The sequence below is a fragment of the Kitasatospora sp. NPDC004531 genome (assembly GCF_053602195.1).
Map to the genome: position 1 here is coordinate 1 of NZ_JBSGDD010000126.1, position 16,436 is coordinate 16,436.

A 16,436-nucleotide genomic window follows, 5' to 3' on the forward strand; every position below is an offset into this window, starting at 1 on the left:
AGAACCAGCTCGTCGCCGTCGGTGCCCTCGATCGGGCCGCAGTCCCACTTCGCCCACAGTGTGCCGGTGGTGAGGTATCGCCTCAGGGCCTCGGCACGCAGGTCACTTCCCGCCGTTCGCGGATCTTGCTGCCCGTATTCTCCCGCTTCGCGCAGTTCTCCCCCAGCCCTGGCGGGCCGGGAGGTACCCCCACGCGCCCCTGGCGGGGCGTGGGGCGTTGGGGTGCGGGGTGGGAAGGGGCTGTGCCTCGGTCCCTCCGCCCGAGCGGTCGCGGAGCTTGCCGTCGTGCTCTTCCGCTTCGCGCAGTTCCTCGTGCGGCTTGGGCGGGGTGAGGTGCCCTGGTGGCTCCGTTCCGGGCCGGTTTGCGACGGTGGCCGTGTTTTCGCCTTCGGCTGGGGTGCTACTTGCCGATGTAGGTGGGCTTTTCCTTGGCGATGAAGGCGTTGACCGCGATGCGGTGGTCCTCGCTGTTGCCGGCCATGGTCTGCAACTCGTCCTCCTTGTCGAGGAGTTCGTCCAGGGAGTGGGAGGCCGCGTAGGACAGCGACTCCTTGATCGCGCCGTAGGCGACGGTGGGGCCGTTGGCGAGGGTGAGGGCGAACTGGTGGGCGGTGGTGGGGAGTTCGGTGGCGGGGACGACGCGGGTGGCGAGGCCGAGGGCCAGCGCTTCTTCGGCGCGGACGGTGCGGGGGAGCATCAGGAGTTCGGTGGCGCGGGCGTGGCCGATCAGGCGGGGGAGGGTCCAGGAGGCGCCGGAGTCGGCGGTGAGGGCGACGCCGGCGAAGGAGGTGTTGAAGCCGGCGGTGTCGGCGACGATCCGGAAGTCGCAGGCGAAGGCGAGCGAGGCGCCGGCGCCGGCGGCGATGCCGTTGACGGCGGCGACGGTGGGCTTGCGCATGCCGGCCAGGGCGCGGACCAGCGGGTTGTAGTGCTCGGCGACGGTGCGCAGCGCGCTCTCGCCGGTCTGCTGCTGGTGCTGGAGCTCGCCGAGGTGTTCCTTGAGGTCCTGGCCGACGCAGAAGGCCTTCTCGCCGGCGCCGGTGAGCAGCACGGCCCGGACGTCGGGGTCGGTCGCGGCGGTGGTCACGGCGTCCCGGAGGGCGACCTTGGTGGCGACGTCGAGGGCGTTCATGGCGTCGGCGCGGTCGATGGTGAGGACGGCGAGGGCGCCGTCGCGGTGGTAGCGCACGGTGTCGGACATCGGTGAGGGCTCCCGGGTCGCGGTGGGCTGTCGTGGGCACAGCATGCCGGAGTGCGGCCGGGCGGGGGAGTGTGAGGTGGCGCACCTTCGGCGGGCGTGTCGGAGTGCGGCGGGATGCGGCTTTCGGCCGGTGATCGGCGCTTTGGGCCGGGTTCGGGGCGCTTGGCGCAGAGAGTGATGTTGGTCATCGAGCGGTCGCATGCGGGATAATGGCTTCCGATCAATGCGTTCGATACCGGCGGTGGACGGACTGCCGGTGCGTACCTGAACGGTTGCAGGAAGGGGAACGAGCATGGCGGCCATGAAGCCGCGGACGGGTGACGGCCCGCTGGAGGTAACCAAGGAGGGGCGGGGCATCATCATGCGAGTTCCGCTCGAAGGGGGCGGGCGCCTGGTGGTTGAGCTGACGCCGGACGAGGCGGACGCTCTGGGCGAGGCCCTGAAGAAGGCCTGCGGCTGACAACAGGCAGGTACTGCCACTCGCACGTCCCGGGCACTCCGGGAGTGTTCGAACGGGCCCGGTCCCCCGGTTGCGGGGAGCGGGCCCGCTTCGCTGTGCGGCGGCTCAGCGCTTGACGGCGCAGAGCAGGCCGTCGCTGACCGGCAGCAGGGCCGGCAGCAGAGAGTCGCCCTGCTCGCGGATGTCGGCGACCAGGTCGCGCACGGCGCGGGTCTGCGGGTCGTCGAGTTCGGGTTCGGCGAGCCGGCCCTCCTGGAAGACGCCCTCGAAGCAGACCACGCCGCGCGGCCGCAGCAGCCGCATCGCCTCGGTGAGGTGGAAGCCGGAGTCGGCCGGGTCGCCGTCGCAGAACACCAGGTCGTACTGGCCGTCGGCGAGCCGGGGCAGCACGTCGCGGGCCCGGCCGGGGATGAAGCGGGCCCGGTTGGCGGCGAACCCGGCGGCCAGGTAGGCCTCGCGGGCGTACTGCTGGCGGACGGGTTCGGAGTCGACGGTGGTGAGCACCCCGTCGGGCCGCATGCCGCGCAGCAGGTAGACGCCGGACACGCCGGTGCCGGTGCCGATCTCGACCACGGCCTTGGCGTCGAGCGCGGCGGCCAGCAGGCGCAGGGCCGCGCCGCCGCTGGGGCCGATCGCGCGTATGCCGGTGCGGGCCGACTGGGCCCGGGCGTAGGTCAGCACCGCGTCCTCGCCGACGTACGTGTCGGCGAGGGCCACTCGCTGGGGCCCGAACTCGGTGATGGCTGCCTCTTCCGGAGCGCCGATGCCGACGGAAGTCGACAAATTCCAGCGACAGACTACTGGCCGTCCGGGAACCGCGTTCGACGGCTGGCCGTTGAGTTGTCGTGGGTGGCCGGACCGCCCGCGGCGGCCGCTGTTCGACCGCTCTTATCCGGGCTTGACGTGTGAGGTGGATATGGTGGTGGCTCTGCTGGGCAGAAGAGCCGACCGAGGAGGTGTGGCCGAGGGCGACGTCCCTGTGCAGCGGCACCCCCGCGGCACCACGTCGGCCCGTACGCCGAAGCCCGTGATGAACCAGTCTGTGCACTCCCCCCTGGACAAGTCGACCGCAGCCGACGACTCGGTGGCCGAGACCACCGGTACGCTCGCGTCCTTCGCGGAGGGGCCCGACGCGCAGAGCTGGACGCCGCCCAGCTGGGAGGAGATCGTCGAGGCGCACAGCGCCCGGGTCTACCGACTCGCGTACCGGCTGACGGGCAATCAGCACGACGCCGAGGACCTCACCCAGGAGGTCTTCGTCCGGGTGTTCCGCTCGCTGTCCACGTACACCCCCGGCACGTTCGAGGGCTGGCTGCACCGGATCACCACCAACCTGTTCCTGGACATGGTGCGCCGCCGCCAGCGGATCCGCTTCGACGCCCTCGCCGAGGACGCGGCGGAGCGCCTGGCCAGCCGTGAGCCCAGCCCCGCCCAGCACTTCAGCGACACCCACTTCGACGCGGACGTGCAGCAGGCGCTGGACACCCTCGCCCCGGAGTTCCGTGCCGCCGTGGTGCTCTGCGACATCGAGGGCCTGTCCTACGAGGAGATCGCCGCCACCCTCGGCGTGAAGCTCGGCACCGTCCGCAGCCGGATCCACCGCGGCCGCTCGCACCTGCGCGCCGCCCTCAAGCACCGGGCGCCGAACGCCGCCGCGGGCCGTTCGCGCCGGGGCGGCTCCGCCGAACCCGTGCCGGTCGGCGCCGAACCGGGCGCAAGCGACCGGAGGGGGTCATGAGCGATCGAGCTCCCGAGCGCGCGGAGGCCGGCGGCCGCTCGCGCTGGGCGCCGCTGCGCCGCGCCGAGCAGACCCCGGCGGCGTCCGAGCTGCGGCCGGTGTCGCTGCGTCCGGTCGAGCCGGCGGCCGAGGAGCACCACCACCTCGGCGACCGCCTCAGCGCGTACCTGGACGGCGAGCTCGGCCACGACGCCCGCGAGCGGGTGCAGGCCCACCTGGCGACCTGCCCGGACTGCCTGGCTGAGGCGGAGGACGCCCGCGCGGTCAAACGGGCGCTCAGCAGCGCCGCGCTGCCCGGCCCGTCCGGGGCGCTGATGGCCCGGCTGCTGGCCGTGGCCGCGCTGCCGGAGGACGAGTCGGGCCCTGACGGGCCGTCGGGAGCCGTGTTCGGCGGCAGCAGGCTCGGCGGCGGCTCCTTCGGCCGGGGCGCGGGCTTCGGCGGCGGCGCGCTGGGGGCGGAGGCCCCGATACCCGGGATCGACCCGCGGGCCGGCCTGTTCGGCTCCCGCCCGTCCGCCGCGCCGCGTCCGCTGGCCGCGCTCGGCGCCCTGCCCACCCCCCGCCAGGCCCCCGCACGCGGGCGCCGGCTGGTGTTCGCCGCCGCCGGGGCGTTCTCGGTCGCCGCGGTCACCCTGGGCGGCCTCACCGCGGGCCAGGGCGGCCCCAACCGGCAGCCCACCACCGTCACCCCGATCGGCGGGGCGATCGTCCCCGTCAACGCGCAGCAGCAGGTCGACATCCCGGACTATCCGATGCGCGCCCGGCTGCACTCCAGTCCGCAGCCGTCGCCCAGCGGTGACCCCCGGCAGCTCCTGCGCTAGCCTGCCTTCACCGGCACGCCGTCGACGCCGGTCGCCCAGGTGGTCTTTACCACGGATTCACCTGAGGGAGACCGGGGAACGGCAGCCCGCGTTTACCCTTGGTTCAGCGTTGTCGGGTGCTGGGAGTTCAGGTGTTCGGAGACATAGGCGGACTCGAGGTCCTGACCATCGCGGTCCTGGCCATCGTGATCTTCGGACCGGACAAGCTCCCGAAGCTGATCCAGGACACCATGGGGTTCATTCGCAAGATCCGTTCCTTCGCGGACAACGCGAAGGAGGACATCCGCAGCGAGCTCGGGCCGGAGTTCCAGAACTTCGACTTCGAGGACCTGAACCCGAAGACCTTCGTCCGCAAGCAGCTGCTCGGCGACGGCGAGGACCCGCTCGGGCTGAAGGACCTCAAGGACAGCGTCGACATCAAGTCCGCGCTGAACGGCGAGCCCACGCGCACCCCGACCGCCTCGGTCGACTTCTCCAAGCCGGCCGCCCCGGCGAGCGCCGGACCGGCCCTCGCGCCCGGTGAGCGCCCCCCGTTCGACCCGGACGCGACCTGACCGACCGCCTCCCGCACGACCCCGACGCCCCGCCGACCGGCGGGGCGTCGTCGTTCGCGCCGCTATCGTGTCCTCTACCTCCCCGGAGGGCGGGCGCTGTGCGGTCCGTCACGCCGGGCCGTGTCCGGCCCGGTTCTTCCGGACGGAGGGGCCGCGGTGCGCCACCATGGAGCCCGCCCGTGGCAGGAGCACAGCCGAGGAGGCCCGCAGTGGACGCCACGCAAACGACAGCAGACCCCGCCGCAGCGCGTCGGCCCGCCGCCGACCCCCTCGCCGCCTACCGCGCCGCCGACTTCCCCTGGTACGGCCTGGACGAGGGCTGGACCGGCCGCCGCTGGCTCGGCCAGGTCGGCAACGGCCAGAACCCGCGCGCCGCACAGTCCGACCTCCCCGACTACGGCACCCTCGGCCACGGCGACGAACCCGCCCGCGGACCCGAACCGCGCGACACCCGGCGCTTCGCGGTGGTGGTCACGGTCGCCCGCCGCGAGGTACGCCGCAGCGCCGACAACACCGGCACCCTGGAAGCCACCTCCGCCTCCTCCGCCGCCTGGCTGGCCGGCGCCGGCCTGCTCGCCGCCACCTGGCCCGGCAACCTCGACCGCACCCTGCGCCAGCACTGGCTCGACCAGCAGTCCACCCTCGCCTGGGACTTGGCCGACGACCTCGAAGGCCCCGCCTGGTCCTCCCTCACCCTCCCCGTCAACGGCGTGCCGCAGCCCTTCCGCTACCGCGAGTCCGAATACGGCTGGGTCCTGGCCGGCGAGGCCCCCGGCGTCCTCATCGGCGCCTACGGCCGCTCCGTCTCCGCCTACGGCATCGGCTTCACCACCGTCCCCGACCTGGAGACCTACAACGGCCGCTGAGCGGCCGACGCGAAAGGCCCCGGGCGGATCGCCCGGGGCCTTTCGTCGTGCTGGGGGCCGGTCAGAACTTGTTCTTCGGGGTCAGGCCCAGGGAGAGGCCCGACAGGCCGCGCTGGCGGCCGGAGAGCTTGCCGGCGATGGTGCGCAGGGCGGCGCCGGCGGGGGAGTCCGGGGCGGAGAGGACGACCGGGCGGCCGTCGTCGCCGCCCTCGCGCAGGCGCACGTCGATCGGGATGGAGCCCAGCACGGGGACGGTCGCGCCGATCGTGCGGGTGAGCGCGTCCGCGACGGTCTGGCCGCCGCCGGTGCCGAAGACGTCGATCATCTCGTCGCAGTGCGGGCAGGGCATGCCCGACATGTTCTCGATCACGCCGACGATCTTCTGGTGGGTCTGCAGCGCGATCGTGCCGGCCCGCTCGGCCACCTCGGCGGCCGCCATCTGCGGGGTGGTGACGATCAGGATCTCGGCGTTCGGGACGAGCTGCGCGACCGAGATCGCGATGTCGCCGGTGCCGGGCGGCAGGTCCAGCAGCAGGACGTCCAGGTCGCCCCAGTACACGTCCGCGAGGAACTGCTGCAGCGCGCGGTGCAGCATCGGGCCGCGCCACACCACCGGCTCGTTGCCCGGGGTGAACATGCCGATCGAGATGACCTTCACGCCGTGCGAGGCCGGCGGCATGATCATGTCCTGGACCTGGGTGGGCCGGCCCTCGACGCCCAGCATGCGCGGCACGCTGTGGCCGTAGATGTCGGCGTCCACCACGGCGACCTTCAGGCCGTCCGCGGCCAGCGCCGCCGCCAGGTTGACCGTCACCGAGGACTTGCCGACGCCGCCCTTGCCGGACGCCACCGCGTACACCCGGGTCAGCGTGCCCGGCTTCGCGAACGGGATCTCCCGCTCCGGGGCGCCGCCGCGCAGCAGCTGCGACAGCTCGCGGCGCTGCTCCTCGCTCATCACGTCCAGCTCGACGGACACGGCGCTGACGCCGGGCACCGCGGCCACCGCGTCGGTGACCCGCTGGGTGATCGTCTCGCGCATCGGGCAGCCCGAGACGGTGAGGTACACCGCGACCTTCACCGCGCCGCCGTCGCCGATCTCGACGGATTTCACCATGCCGATCTCGGTGATCGGACGGTTGATCTCCGGGTCGTGGACGGTCGCCAGGGCTTCCCGGACGGACTGCTCCGTCACCCCGGCCGCCACCTCTGTCTCGTTGGCCATGTGTTGATGGTACGGCGCTGCGCACCGCCCCCGACTCGCCGGTAGCGTGCCGCGGGTCACAACGGGTCGGCGGGTTCCCGCCGTTCGTCGATCTCCCGGAGCAGCGACTGCAGTTCGGAGCGGATGAAGTCCCGGGTGGCGACCTCGCCGAGGCCCTGGCGGAGCGCCGCGACCTCGCGGGTCAGGTACTCGGTGTCGGCGATGTTGCGGTCGCTGCGGGCCCGGTCCTGCTCCATGTTGACGCGGTCGCGGTCGTCCTGGCGGTTCTGCGCGAGCAGGATCAGCGGGGCCGCGTAGGAGGCCTGGAGCGACAGCATCAGGGTCAGGAAGATGAACGGGTAGTTGTCGAAGCGCACGGCGGGCGGCAGCAGGGTGTTCCAGGCCACCCAGGCGATGATCACCACCGTCATCCAGACGATGAACCGGCCGGTGCCCAGGAAGCGGGCGATCCGCTCGGAGAGCTTGCCGAACGCCTCCGCGTCCCACTCGGGCAGCCGGATCAGGCCCGGGCGGCCGGTGCGCGGCTGGTCGAGCCGGGAGCGCGTGGCCGGGGCGTCGGTGCGGCGCTCCTCGCGGCGGCCGCGCTGCTCGCGGGTGCGCAGTTCGCGCAGCTGGCGGAGCTCCCGCAGCTCGCCCTGGATCCGCTGACCCGGCGATTCGTGCTGGCGCTTGCGGTCACTGTCCATCGGGCACCTCCTCGGCGGGAATGCCGTGCGCCGACCCCTCGCGCCAGTCGTCCGGCAGCAGGTGGTCCAGCACGTCGTCCACGGTGACCGTGCCCAGCAGGCGGTCGTCCTCGTCGACGACGGGCGCCGCCACCAGGTTGTAGGTGGCCAGGTAGGAGGTGATCAGCGGCAGCGGGGTGTCCGGCGGCAGCGGGTCGAGGTCGTCGTCGACGATCGAGCCGACCAGCGTGTACGGGGGTTCGCGCAGCAGCCGCTGGAAGTGCACGGTGCCCAGGTAGGTGCCGGTCGGGGTCTCGTTCGGCGGGCGGCACACGTACACCTGCGCGGCCAGCGCCGGCTTGGTGTCCGACACCCGGACCCGGGCGAGGGCCTCGGCGACCGAGGCGTCCGGCTCCAGCACGATCGGCTCGGTGGTCATCAGACCGCCCGCCGTGTCCTCCTCGTACGACAGCAGCCGACGCATCTCCGCCGCCTCGGCGGGCTCCATCAGCCGCAGCAGCCGTTCCGCGTCCTCGGTGGGCAGCTCGGACAGCAGGTCGGCGGCGTCGTCCGGGTCCATGGTCTCCAGGATGTCGGCGGCCCGTTCCTCCTTGAGCTTGCCGATGATCTCCACCTGGTCGTCCTCCGGCAGCTCCTCCAGGACGTCCGCCAGCCGGTCGTCGTCGAGGGCCGCCGCCACCTCGGCCCGGCGCTTCGCGGACAGGTGGTGCATGACGTTCGCCAGGTCGGCGGCGCGCAGCTGCTCGAACGTCGCGAGCAGGTTGGCCGCGCCCTGGCCCTCCTCGGCGAGCGAGAAGCCGGTGACGGCGGACCAGTCGAGCAGCAACTGCTCGCCCTTCGACTTCCGCAGCCGGGACGGCCTGCCGACCTGCACGAACACCTTGTCGATCTCCCACTCGCGCAGCCGGGTCTGCACCATCGCGACGTCCAGCACCGTCACCTCGTCGGCGGTCTTGGTGCGGGTGACCGTGCGGTCCAGCAGCTCGGCGAGCACCAGGGTCTCGGACGGGCGCTGCTCGAAGCGGCGCATGTTCAGCAGGCCGGTGGACAGGACCTGGCCCGACTCCAGGCTGGTCACCCGGGTCATCGGCAGGAAGATCCGGCGGCGGCCGATCACCTCCACCACCAGGCCCAGCACCCGGGGCGGGCTGCCGCCGAGCCGCAACGAGACGACGACGTCACGGACCCGGCCCACCTGATCGCCGTTCGGGTCGAACACCGCGACACCGGAGAGGTGGGAGATGAACACCCGGCTGCCTGGACCAGCCAATTCGACTCCCTCGGGGAAGCGGACAGAACCCCCCAAACCTATCGGTGGGTGCGCCGAGGGGCACGTCATTGCGGTGCGGCGAGCTCCGCGCTCACGCGGGGTGCGGGCGCGCTCTCAGCGCTTCTTCTTCTTGAAGAGCAGCTTGGGGAGCCCCGCCGGAACGGGCAGCCGGGTGGTGGCCGGGGTGGGGACGGGGGCGGCGGTCAGGGCGGTGTCGGGGTGGGGGGCGAGCGGGCCGGTCGGTTCGAGGCGCAGGATGCGGCACTCGCGGGCCCAGCGCTCGCCGATGGTGTCGGTGTCGGGGGCGTTGAGGCGCTTGCCCTTGAGCTCCTCGACGGCGCCGTCCCAGTCGGGGGTGCCGGGGGCGACGGCGGTCACGGCGGCGTCGCAGCCGACGAGCCGGCCGCCCTTGTCCTTGCTGCGCAGGGTGAGGGCGGCCGTGGTGCCGGCGGCGAGGCCGTGCAGGGGCTGCTCGGCGCCGTCGCCCACCACGATCACCGCGCCGTCGTGCCACGCGTGCCAGAGCGGACGGGCGTGCGGCTCCCCGGCGGGCCGCACCCAGAGCAGGCCGGACTTCTTGGCGGCTTCCTCCACCAGGGCCCGGTCGAGGAAGTCTGCCGCGCTCGCGGTCGTCGTACGCTCCATGCCGCACAGCGTACGGCCTGGCCGACGCCCTCCTACAGCCAGCCGTTGCGCCGGAAGCCCCGGTACATGCCGATGCAGATCAGGGAGATCACCCCGAGCACGGTCGGATAGCCGTACGTCCACCGGAGCTCCGGCATGTGTTCGAAGTTCATGCCGTAGACACCGGTGATCATGGTGGGGACGGCGAAGATCGCGGCCCAGGCGGTGATCTTGCGCATGTCCTCGTTCTGGGCGACGGAGACCTGCGCCAGGTTGGCCTGGAGCAGCGAGTTGAGGAGCTCGTCGAAGCCCTGCACCTGTTCGCTGACCCGGGCCAGGTGGTCGGCGACGTCCCGGAAGTACTTCTGCATCTCGGGGTCGACGAGTCGGGCGACGGGCTCGGCCAGCTGCAGCATCGGGCGCAGCAGCGGGGTGACGGCGCGCTTGAACTCCAGTACCTCGCGCTTGAGTTGGTAGACCCGGCCGACGTCGGCGCCGCTGCCGCCGCGGTTGGCGAAGACGCCGTACTCGATCTCGTCGACGTCGTTCTGCAGGCGTTCGGCGACCAGCAGGTAGTTGTCCACCACGTGGTCGGCGATGGCGTGCAGCACCGCCGCGGGGCCCTGGGCGAGCAGGCCGGTGCCCTCCGCGTCGGCCTCCAGCCGCAGCCGCAGGGCGCGCAGCGAGGAGTGCGCGCCGTGCCGGACGGTGATCACGAAGTCGGGGCCGGCGAACACCATCAGCTCGCCGGTCTCGATCACCTCGCTGGTCGGGGTGAGCTGCTCGTGCTCGATGTAGCGGACGGTCTTGAAGACCGCGAAGAGCATGTTGTCGTACCGCTCGACCTTGGGGCGCTGGTGCGCGTGCACCGCGTCCTCCACCGCCAGCGGGTGCAGGCCGAAGCGCTGCGCGATGCCCTCGAACTCCGCGCCGGTGGGCTCGTGCAGGCCGATCCAGCTGAACGAGCCGGGCCCGGTCTGGTGCGCCGCCTTCACCTGGCGGGCGGCCTCGCGCGGGCTGCAGCTCTCGCCGGTGCGCTTGCCCTGGTGGTAGACGGCGCAGTCCACCACGGCGGACGGGGCGGTACCGGGCGGCAGTCCGAGATCGTCACCGGTCCGGCGGCGGGTCGGGCGGACGACGGCGGCGCGCAGGTTGTTGATCATCGACATGGCGCGGACTCCTTGGGCCGGACCGGCGCGCACCCCAGGCAGGACGGGGCGACGCGACGGCGGAAAACACCGGTGGACACGCCGAGGCCGACAGTGCGTCAGAAATCCGTTGCTGGGCGGGTTTCGACGGCTCGACCCCGGGGAAGGTGCTCTCCCGGCCGGACGCCACGCTGCGTGCGAGCCCAGGTCAGCCGTGCAGGCGGGCCGAGGTGGGCCGGAGAGAGCTGCCGGTACTGCATGGTCGACTGCTGTCCACCGTGACCACCTCCTCCACGCCGGGGCCCGCGCGGGGGCCGTCGCGGCCCTGGTTCGTATTCACAAGGCCGACCGCTCACATTAACAGCTCTTCCCGGTGCCGAGCCTTGTAGTTGGGCGTACGCCGGGTAAAGGTCGCGCCAAGGCTCGCCCGCCGCCGCGCGCGCTAAGGTCGCGGCATGGCGCACGACTTCCCTCTCTTCGGCGACTTCTCCGACCCCGACGCCGGCCCCGGCCACGGCGCGGGCCCGACCCGGCAGGCCGTCCTGGCCGCCGTCGAGGCCCGGCTGATCAGCACCTTCGGCGAACCCTCCGGCCGGGCCGCGGTCACCTTCGTCGGCGCGGACCGGATCGAGGCGCTGCGGTTCGGCCCCGACGCGGAGGGCCTGGTCCGGTACGCGACGCTCGGCATGTCCGCCGCGCCGATGGCCGACCCGTCCACGCCGGTCGCCGACCCGGTGCGCGGTCCGCGCGCCGAGCTGGTGCTCACCGTCCGGGGCGGCCGGGACGAGGTGCACCGGGCGCTGGTGGTGTTCGCCGCCAGCCCGCAGGTGGAGGGCCTGGTGGTGGCCCCCGGCGGCTCGCTCGACCTGGGCTCCCCGCTGTGGACCGGCGCGCCCTTCACCTCCGTGCTGGCGGCCGAGCCCGGCGGCCTGGTCGAGGACGTCGAACTCCCGCCGCCCGCCGAGGCGGTGCGCTTCCTGCCGCTGCTGCCGATGACGCCCAACGAGGCGGCGTTCAAGCGCGTCCAGGGCGCGGGCGCGCTGGAGGAGCGCTGGCTCAAGCACGGCACCGACCTGCGCGACCCGAACCGCCGCGGCGTCCCGCTGGACTGACGACCGGTCAGTGCGGGTGGCCCTCGATGAAGCCGAACACCCCGTTGGCCACCAACTGCGCCGCGATCGCCGACAGCAGCAGTCCGGACAGCCGGGTGATCAGCACCACGCCGCCCTCCTTGATCACCCGGATGATCCCCAGCGAGAACCGCATGGACAGCCACAGCACGAGGTGCATCACCACGATCGCGGCCCACAGCGCCACGTGCTGCAGCCCGGTCTGCGCCTGCTGCACGGCCAGGATCACCGCGACGATCGCGCCGGGCCCGGCCAGCAGCGGGGTGCCGAGCGGGACCAGGGCGACATTGACGTCCTTGGTCTGCTTCGGCTCCTCGATCCGGCCGGTCAGCAGGTCCAGCGCGATCAGCAGCAGCAGGATCCCGCCGGAGACCTGCAGCGCCGGGATCGACACGTGCAGGTAGTCCAGGATCTGGTGCCCGAAAAGTCCGAAGCAGGTGATCACCCCGAGCGCCACCAGCGTGGCCTGCCAGGCCATTCGACGTTGAACACGGTGCGCCCGCCCGGAGGTGAGCGCCAGGAATATCGGCATGATGCCCGGCGGGTCCATGATCACGAACAGCGTGACGAAGAGTGAGCCGAAGACCTTGCCGTCGATGACGGTGCTCATGGCCGGACATTGTGCGCGCTCCGATCGTTCGGGTACGTCGGGACGCGCCGGGGTGCTCAGCCGGTGATGGGCCGGGCGCCGGTCGCCTGTGCCACCAGTGCCTCGAACACCGCCGGATCGGTGGTGTGCTCGCCCAGCCGAACGGTCTTGCGGCTGCCGTGGTAGTCGCTGGAGCCCGTCACCAGCAGTCCCAACTCGCCTGCCAGCGAACGGAGTCGGGCCCGGGTCGGCTCGTCGTGGTCGGTGTGGTCGACCTCCAGCCCGGCCAGCCCGGCCGCCGCGAGATCGGCGATCACCTGGTCGGACACCGTCCGGCCGCGCTTGTCCGCTCCGGGGTGAGCGAAAACCGGTACGCCCCCCGCCGCTCGAACAAGCCGCACCGCGAGCGCCGGGTCGGTCTCGTGCTTGCGGACGTCCGCCCTCCCGCCGTTGGCGAGCCACTCGGGCGTGAACGCGTCCGACACGCTCGCCACCACGCCCGCCTCCACCAGCGCGGACGCGATGTGCGGACGGCCCACCGAGCCGTCCCCGGCGATCCGCTGCACCTGCTCCCAGCTGATCGGCGCGCCCAGCTCCCGGCAGCGCTCCACGATCGCCCGCCCGCGTCGGAAGCGGTCGTTGCGGACCAGCTCCCGCTCGGCCGCGAAGGCCAGCTCGGCCGGGTCGAACAGGTACGCCAGCAGGTGCAGGCTGATCCCGTCCACCTGGCAGGACAGTTCGGCGCCCGGCACCAGGGTGAGCCCCGTCCCCGCCAGCGCGGCCGTCGCCGCGGCGTACCCCGCCACCGTGTCGTGGTCGGTCAGCGCCACCACGTCCAGGCCGGCGGCCACCGCGTTGGCGACCAGTTCGGCCGGGGAGTCGGTGCCGTCCGAGGCATTGCTGTGGGCGTGCAGATCGATACGCATGCCGCCCAGGATAGGGAGCCGGTCGAGGACGGGGAGCGGGTCAGCCCAGCAGGCGCGGGGAGAGCGCCCCACAGGGGAGCAGGCCGAGCTCGGCGCCCGCGTCGCGCAGGTCGGTCAGCACCAGCTCGTCGTGCATCAGCAGCGCCGACTGCTCGGGCCAGGCGATCGCCCACAGCCACAGGCCGCGCGCCTCGCCGACGTACACCGCCCGGTCGTCCGGCGCACCCGGGACGTGGAACATCGGAGTCGGCCGGCCGGCCGCCATCAGCTTGGCGTCGGCCGGCTTGTACAGCGCCACCGACTCGCCCGGGTCGGGGCCGTCCAGCCCCGCGTAACGGGCCCCCAGGCCGATGCCCAACTCCTCGGCCACCAGCACCAGTTCGCCGAATCCGCCGAGCGGGGCGGGGCCCGAGCAGGCGACGGCGGTGGCACGGGCCCCCGACAGGTCGTCACCCGCGTGCGCGATCCCGGTGAACAGCCAGCCGACCGGCAGCGGCCAGGGCATCCACACCGGCACCTGCGAGCGGTTCACTGCGACGTTCAGGGCCTCGACACTGGGGGGCAGTACCGGCTGCATCGGGTGGACCGCACCGTGCTGGTCGCACTGCCAGGTGTCGGAGAAGAGACCGGGGGCGCGGACCCGACCGGCACACCGCGGACAGCTTGGCTCGCCCCTCATAACCGACAACGGTCCTCCCTCCGGCCTGCTGCGTCAAGGACGATCACCCGTAAGGAGTCCGTCGCCAGCCGCCCCCGGCAACGGCCCGGGTCCGGCAGGGTGATGTCCCGGGCGGCACGGCGCCAAACCCCCGCAGGTCGCGGCCCCCGAACACGCTGACGCCCCGCCTCCCAGGGGTCTCCTGCGGTGACGGGGCGTCAGTGGGGTATCGGAACGTCGGACGGCTCGGCGGCTCGTCCGCGTTCGGTCACACAGCCTTGCACGGTCGGATGTACAGGCGTTCGCCGGTTTGCGCGGCGGTCTTCAGGTACTCGGAGACGGTCGCCGCGTCGGCGATCAGTCGATCGGTCTCCGCTCCGGCATGATCCAGACGAAGGATCTCGAAACGCATGGGCCTCTCCCTTCCCGTCCTCGGGCTCCGAGGCGGACTCGGCCGGCGGTAGGCCATCGCGCGATGGCCTGCCGGCACTGGCTGGGTCGGACGTCCGGCAGGTGCAGTCACCCGTCGCTCCCCCCACTCTCAAGCAGGACTTCTTCAGCGGCACTTACCGTGCGGCAGCCGGAGCAAGGCGACTCTGCCTCGATGACTCACTGTGCCGCGACGCTGCTACCCGACGGTTGCCCGCAGGTAAATCCGTCATTTCGACGGCCGGAGGAGGGTGCGGCCGCCGTAGGGTTCTGATTCCGGACTGAGTCAAATATTACCCGAGCTAACGATCCTTGTCGCGTGAAAACGGGAGCCGACTTCTGATCGACCGTCAGAAGGCCCGCGAGTGGCCCGGATGGCCCGGGAAATCGGTGCGCCGCGGCCGCTACGCGGACCAGAAGGACGCCAGCGCCGCCGCCGTCTCGGTCGGGCGCTCGGCGTTCGGCGAGTGGCCCGCGCCCGCCACGACGGTGCGAAGGGCGTGCAGGCGCTCCGCCATCAGTGACTGTTCCGGCACCGGCCAGGCGTAGTCGCGCTCGCCGGACAGCACCAGCTTCGGCAGCCGGACCGCCGCCAGCTCGTCCACCCGGTCCGGCGCCGCGACCAGGTGCGCGGCCGCGGCCTTCAACGCCTGCGGCAGGTTCGCCAGCCAGCGGCGGTGCAGGAACTCCGCGATCTCCGGGTCCAGCGGCGGCACCCGCTCGCCCTCCAGCTGCCGCATCACCTGCCAGATCGACTCCAGGTCCATCGACTCCAGCGCGTCCAGCAGCAGCGCCGTCCGAGCCGCCTCCGCCGGGTCGATCGCGCCGGGCCCCGTCGACATCAGGGTCAGCGACTCCCACAGCAGCTCGTCGGGCGCGGACAGCACCGCCTCCCGCACCACCTGACCACCGAACGAGTGCCCCAGCAGGTGCAGCGGCCCGCCCTCGGCCCTGAGCTCCGCGGAGAGCGCCCGGACATCCGCCCCCAGCGCGCGCACCGTGTACGCCTCCGGGGTGTCCGGGCCGCCCGACTCGTACTGGCCGCGCTGGTCCACCGCGACCGTCCGGAACCCGGCCTCCGCCAGCGGCTCCAGCAAGGCGATGAAGTCCTCCTTGCTCCCGGTGAAGCCCGGCACCAGCAAGGCCGTCCCCCGCACCGCCCCCGCCGGCTCCCCCCACAACGCCGCCAGCCCGCCCACCCGGACCGCCCGCACACACCCCGGCAGCTTCAAGAACGGCGGCGTACTCATCTCTGTACCTCCCGGAAGATCACCCGACAACCGGGGCCACCCTATGCAGCCATGATCCGCCCGGCGCGTGCGGAACGGACGAAACGCAGGAGTGGGGGCTGTCGTGGCTGCGGGCGGCACCGGGCCGGGCGGGAACGCCGCCGGGGAGGGCTCGACCTGGTGACGGTCGGGCCCTCCCCGGCGGGTGGGTGGTGCGGTTACTTCTCGACGGCCTTGCGGGTCCGGCGCGGGGCCGGGATCTCCTCGCCCGCGGTCGGCGCGGCGACGGCCTTCTTGGTGGCCCGCTTGCGCGGGGCCGGGGCGGCGGCCTCCTCCGCGACGACCTCGACGGCGGCGGCCTTCTTGGTCGCGCGCTTACGGGGCGCCGGGGCCTCCTCCGCCGGGGTTTCGACGGCGGCAGCGGCCTTCTTGGTGGCCCGCTTGCGCGGCGCCGGCGCGGCGGCCTCCTCCGCGACGACCTCGACGGCGGCGGCCTTCTTGGTCGCGCGCTTACGGGGCGCCGGGATCTCCTCCGCCGGGGTTTCGACGGCGGCGACGGCCTTCTTGGTGGCCCGCTTGCGCGGGGCCGGGGCGGCCTCGTCGGTGACGACCTCGGCAGCCGCGGCCTTCTTGGTCGCGCGCTTGCGGGGCGCCGGGGCGGCTTCCTCGGTGACGACCTCGGCGGCAGCGGCCTTCTTGGTGGCCCGCTTGCGCGGCGCCGGGGCCTCGACGGTCTCCTCGACCACCGGCGCGGCCGCGGCCTTGCGGGTGCGCTTGCGCGGGGTCTCGGCGACCGGCTCGGCGACGACAGCCGGGGCGGGCGTCTCGACGACGACCTCGGTGACCGTCTCGACCGAGGGGGCTGCGGCCGTGGGGGAGCGCGTG

18 protein-coding genes and 1 pseudogene are annotated in these 16,436 nt (G+C 73.0%); 6 read left to right on the plus strand and 13 right to left on the minus strand.

Translation table 11 applies throughout. From position 1 onward, the window contains the following. Positions 1-400: 400 nt before the first annotated feature. Complete coding sequence (locus ACWEMJ_RS31270) at positions 401-1,201, minus strand: enoyl-CoA hydratase/isomerase family protein (RefSeq protein WP_452140500.1); 801 nt, start codon at positions 1,199-1,201, stop codon at positions 401-403. Between the two features lie 292 nt (positions 1,202-1,493). On the opposite strand from ACWEMJ_RS31270, the gene ACWEMJ_RS31275 reads away from it, so the two are divergent. Next, positions 1,494-1,661 carry a DUF3117 domain-containing protein gene (locus tag ACWEMJ_RS31275; protein WP_014137929.1) on the plus strand — a complete coding sequence of 56 codons (168 nt, stop codon included), beginning with the start codon at positions 1,494-1,496 and terminating at the stop codon, positions 1,659-1,661. Positions 1,662-1,766: 105 nt separating this feature from the next. Here the strand turns inward: ACWEMJ_RS31275 and ACWEMJ_RS31280 are convergent, their stop codons facing one another. Continuing rightward, on the minus strand, positions 1,767-2,444 hold the full coding sequence (locus ACWEMJ_RS31280; RefSeq protein WP_452140501.1) for an O-methyltransferase: 678 nt from the start codon (positions 2,442-2,444) through the stop codon (positions 1,767-1,769). A gap of 247 nt (positions 2,445-2,691) precedes the next feature. Between ACWEMJ_RS31280 and sigE the strand changes: the two genes are divergently transcribed. The 4 genes from sigE (at position 2,692) to ACWEMJ_RS31300 (ending at position 5,640) form a co-directional block, all read left to right on the plus strand. Beyond that, on the plus strand, positions 2,692-3,399 hold the full coding sequence (gene sigE, locus ACWEMJ_RS31285; protein ID WP_452140515.1) for an RNA polymerase sigma factor SigE: 708 nt from the start codon (positions 2,692-2,694) through the stop codon (positions 3,397-3,399). Then, positions 3,396-4,220 carry an anti-sigma factor family protein gene (locus ACWEMJ_RS31290; protein ID WP_452140502.1) on the plus strand — a complete coding sequence of 275 codons (825 nt, stop codon included), beginning with the start codon at positions 3,396-3,398 and terminating at the stop codon, positions 4,218-4,220. The genes sigE and ACWEMJ_RS31290 overlap by 4 nt, the downstream gene beginning before the upstream one ends. A gap of 131 nt (positions 4,221-4,351) precedes the next feature. Further along, a complete protein-coding gene (locus ACWEMJ_RS31295; RefSeq protein ID WP_452140503.1) occupies positions 4,352-4,774 on the plus strand; it encodes a sec-independent translocase in 423 nt (140 codons plus the stop codon). Positions 4,775-4,983: 209 nt separating this feature from the next. Beyond that, positions 4,984-5,640 carry a hypothetical protein gene (locus ACWEMJ_RS31300; protein ID WP_452140504.1) on the plus strand — a complete coding sequence of 219 codons (657 nt, stop codon included), beginning with the start codon at positions 4,984-4,986 and terminating at the stop codon, positions 5,638-5,640. A gap of 61 nt (positions 5,641-5,701) precedes the next feature. On the opposite strand, the gene ACWEMJ_RS31305 is transcribed toward ACWEMJ_RS31300, so the two are convergent. From ACWEMJ_RS31305 to corA, 5 genes are all read right to left on the minus strand, one after another. Then, complete coding sequence (locus ACWEMJ_RS31305) at positions 5,702-6,862, minus strand: Mrp/NBP35 family ATP-binding protein (RefSeq protein ID WP_452140505.1); 1,161 nt, start codon at positions 6,860-6,862, stop codon at positions 5,702-5,704. A 56-nt stretch (positions 6,863-6,918) separates the two neighbouring features. Continuing rightward, positions 6,919-7,548 carry a DUF1003 domain-containing protein gene (locus ACWEMJ_RS31310; protein WP_452140506.1) on the minus strand — a complete coding sequence of 210 codons (630 nt, stop codon included), beginning with the start codon at positions 7,546-7,548 and terminating at the stop codon, positions 6,919-6,921. Continuing rightward, positions 7,538-8,818, minus strand: coding sequence for a magnesium transporter MgtE N-terminal domain-containing protein (locus tag ACWEMJ_RS31315; protein ID WP_452140507.1), 1,281 nt, complete (start codon positions 8,816-8,818; stop codon positions 7,538-7,540). The genes ACWEMJ_RS31310 and ACWEMJ_RS31315 overlap by 11 nt, the downstream gene beginning before the upstream one ends. Positions 8,819-8,932: 114 nt before the next feature. Beyond that, on the minus strand, positions 8,933-9,463 hold the full coding sequence (locus tag ACWEMJ_RS31320) for a hypothetical protein (protein ID WP_452140508.1): 531 nt from the start codon (positions 9,461-9,463) through the stop codon (positions 8,933-8,935). A 32-nt stretch (positions 9,464-9,495) separates the two neighbouring features. Continuing rightward, entirely contained in the window at positions 9,496-10,611 is a 1,116-nt protein-coding gene (corA, locus tag ACWEMJ_RS31325; protein ID WP_452140509.1) for a magnesium/cobalt transporter CorA, read from the minus strand. Between the two features lie 434 nt (positions 10,612-11,045). Here corA and ACWEMJ_RS31330 point away from each other — a divergent pair, with 434 nt between their 5' ends. Then, entirely contained in the window at positions 11,046-11,702 is a 657-nt protein-coding gene (locus tag ACWEMJ_RS31330) for a suppressor of fused domain protein (RefSeq protein ID WP_452140510.1), read from the plus strand. A gap of 7 nt (positions 11,703-11,709) precedes the next feature. On the opposite strand, the gene ACWEMJ_RS31335 is transcribed toward ACWEMJ_RS31330, so the two are convergent. The 6 genes and pseudogenes from ACWEMJ_RS31335 to ACWEMJ_RS31360 form a co-directional block, all read right to left on the minus strand. Next, positions 11,710-12,330 (minus strand): MarC family protein, encoded by a 621-nt coding sequence (locus ACWEMJ_RS31335; RefSeq protein WP_452140511.1) that lies wholly within the window; start codon positions 12,328-12,330, stop codon positions 11,710-11,712. A gap of 56 nt (positions 12,331-12,386) precedes the next feature. Further along, a complete protein-coding gene (locus ACWEMJ_RS31340) occupies positions 12,387-13,235 on the minus strand; it encodes a PHP domain-containing protein (RefSeq protein ID WP_452140512.1) in 849 nt (282 codons plus the stop codon). A gap of 40 nt (positions 13,236-13,275) precedes the next feature. Beyond that, entirely contained in the window at positions 13,276-13,914 is a 639-nt protein-coding gene (locus ACWEMJ_RS31345; protein WP_452140513.1) for a DUF6758 family protein, read from the minus strand. 247 nt (positions 13,915-14,161) lie between these two features. Then, entirely contained in the window at positions 14,162-14,305 is a 144-nt protein-coding gene (locus ACWEMJ_RS31350) for a hypothetical protein (RefSeq protein ID WP_167349416.1), read from the minus strand. A 421-nt stretch (positions 14,306-14,726) separates the two neighbouring features. Next, the gene (locus tag ACWEMJ_RS31355) at positions 14,727-15,572 is read right to left on the minus strand and encodes an alpha/beta fold hydrolase (protein WP_452140514.1); all 846 of its coding nucleotides are present in this window, start codon (positions 15,570-15,572) and stop codon (positions 14,727-14,729) included. 197 nt (positions 15,573-15,769) lie between these two features. Beyond that, positions 15,770-16,436: pseudogene (locus ACWEMJ_RS31360) on the minus strand (DEAD/DEAH box helicase); the annotation flags it as partial.

Excerpts from the sequence above, each read along its gene's own strand:
- ACWEMJ_RS31270 (WP_452140500.1), bottom strand. The coding sequence starts at position 1,201 with ATGTCCGACACCGTGCGCTACCACCGCGACGGCGCCCTCGCCGTCCTC.
- ACWEMJ_RS31275 (WP_014137929.1), top strand. The coding sequence starts at position 1,494 with ATGGCGGCCATGAAGCCGCGGACGGGTGACGGCCCGCTGGAGGTAACC.
- sigE (WP_452140515.1), top strand. The coding sequence starts at position 2,692 with ATGAACCAGTCTGTGCACTCCCCCCTGGACAAGTCGACCGCAGCCGAC.
- ACWEMJ_RS31290 (WP_452140502.1), top strand. The coding sequence starts at position 3,396 with ATGAGCGATCGAGCTCCCGAGCGCGCGGAGGCCGGCGGCCGCTCGCGC.
- ACWEMJ_RS31305 (WP_452140505.1), bottom strand. The coding sequence starts at position 6,862 with ATGGCCAACGAGACAGAGGTGGCGGCCGGGGTGACGGAGCAGTCCGTC.
- ACWEMJ_RS31310 (WP_452140506.1), bottom strand. The coding sequence starts at position 7,548 with ATGGACAGTGACCGCAAGCGCCAGCACGAATCGCCGGGTCAGCGGATC.
- ACWEMJ_RS31320 (WP_452140508.1), bottom strand. The coding sequence starts at position 9,463 with ATGGAGCGTACGACGACCGCGAGCGCGGCAGACTTCCTCGACCGGGCC.
- corA (WP_452140509.1), bottom strand. The coding sequence starts at position 10,611 with ATGTCGATGATCAACAACCTGCGCGCCGCCGTCGTCCGCCCGACCCGC.
- ACWEMJ_RS31330 (WP_452140510.1), top strand. The coding sequence starts at position 11,046 with ATGGCGCACGACTTCCCTCTCTTCGGCGACTTCTCCGACCCCGACGCC.
- ACWEMJ_RS31335 (WP_452140511.1), bottom strand. The coding sequence starts at position 12,330 with ATGAGCACCGTCATCGACGGCAAGGTCTTCGGCTCACTCTTCGTCACG.
- ACWEMJ_RS31340 (WP_452140512.1), bottom strand. The coding sequence starts at position 13,235 with ATGCGTATCGATCTGCACGCCCACAGCAATGCCTCGGACGGCACCGAC.
- ACWEMJ_RS31345 (WP_452140513.1), bottom strand. The coding sequence starts at position 13,914 with ATGAGGGGCGAGCCAAGCTGTCCGCGGTGTGCCGGTCGGGTCCGCGCC.
- ACWEMJ_RS31350 (WP_167349416.1), bottom strand. The coding sequence starts at position 14,305 with ATGCGTTTCGAGATCCTTCGTCTGGATCATGCCGGAGCGGAGACCGAT.
- ACWEMJ_RS31355 (WP_452140514.1), bottom strand. The coding sequence starts at position 15,572 with ATGAGTACGCCGCCGTTCTTGAAGCTGCCGGGGTGTGTGCGGGCGGTC.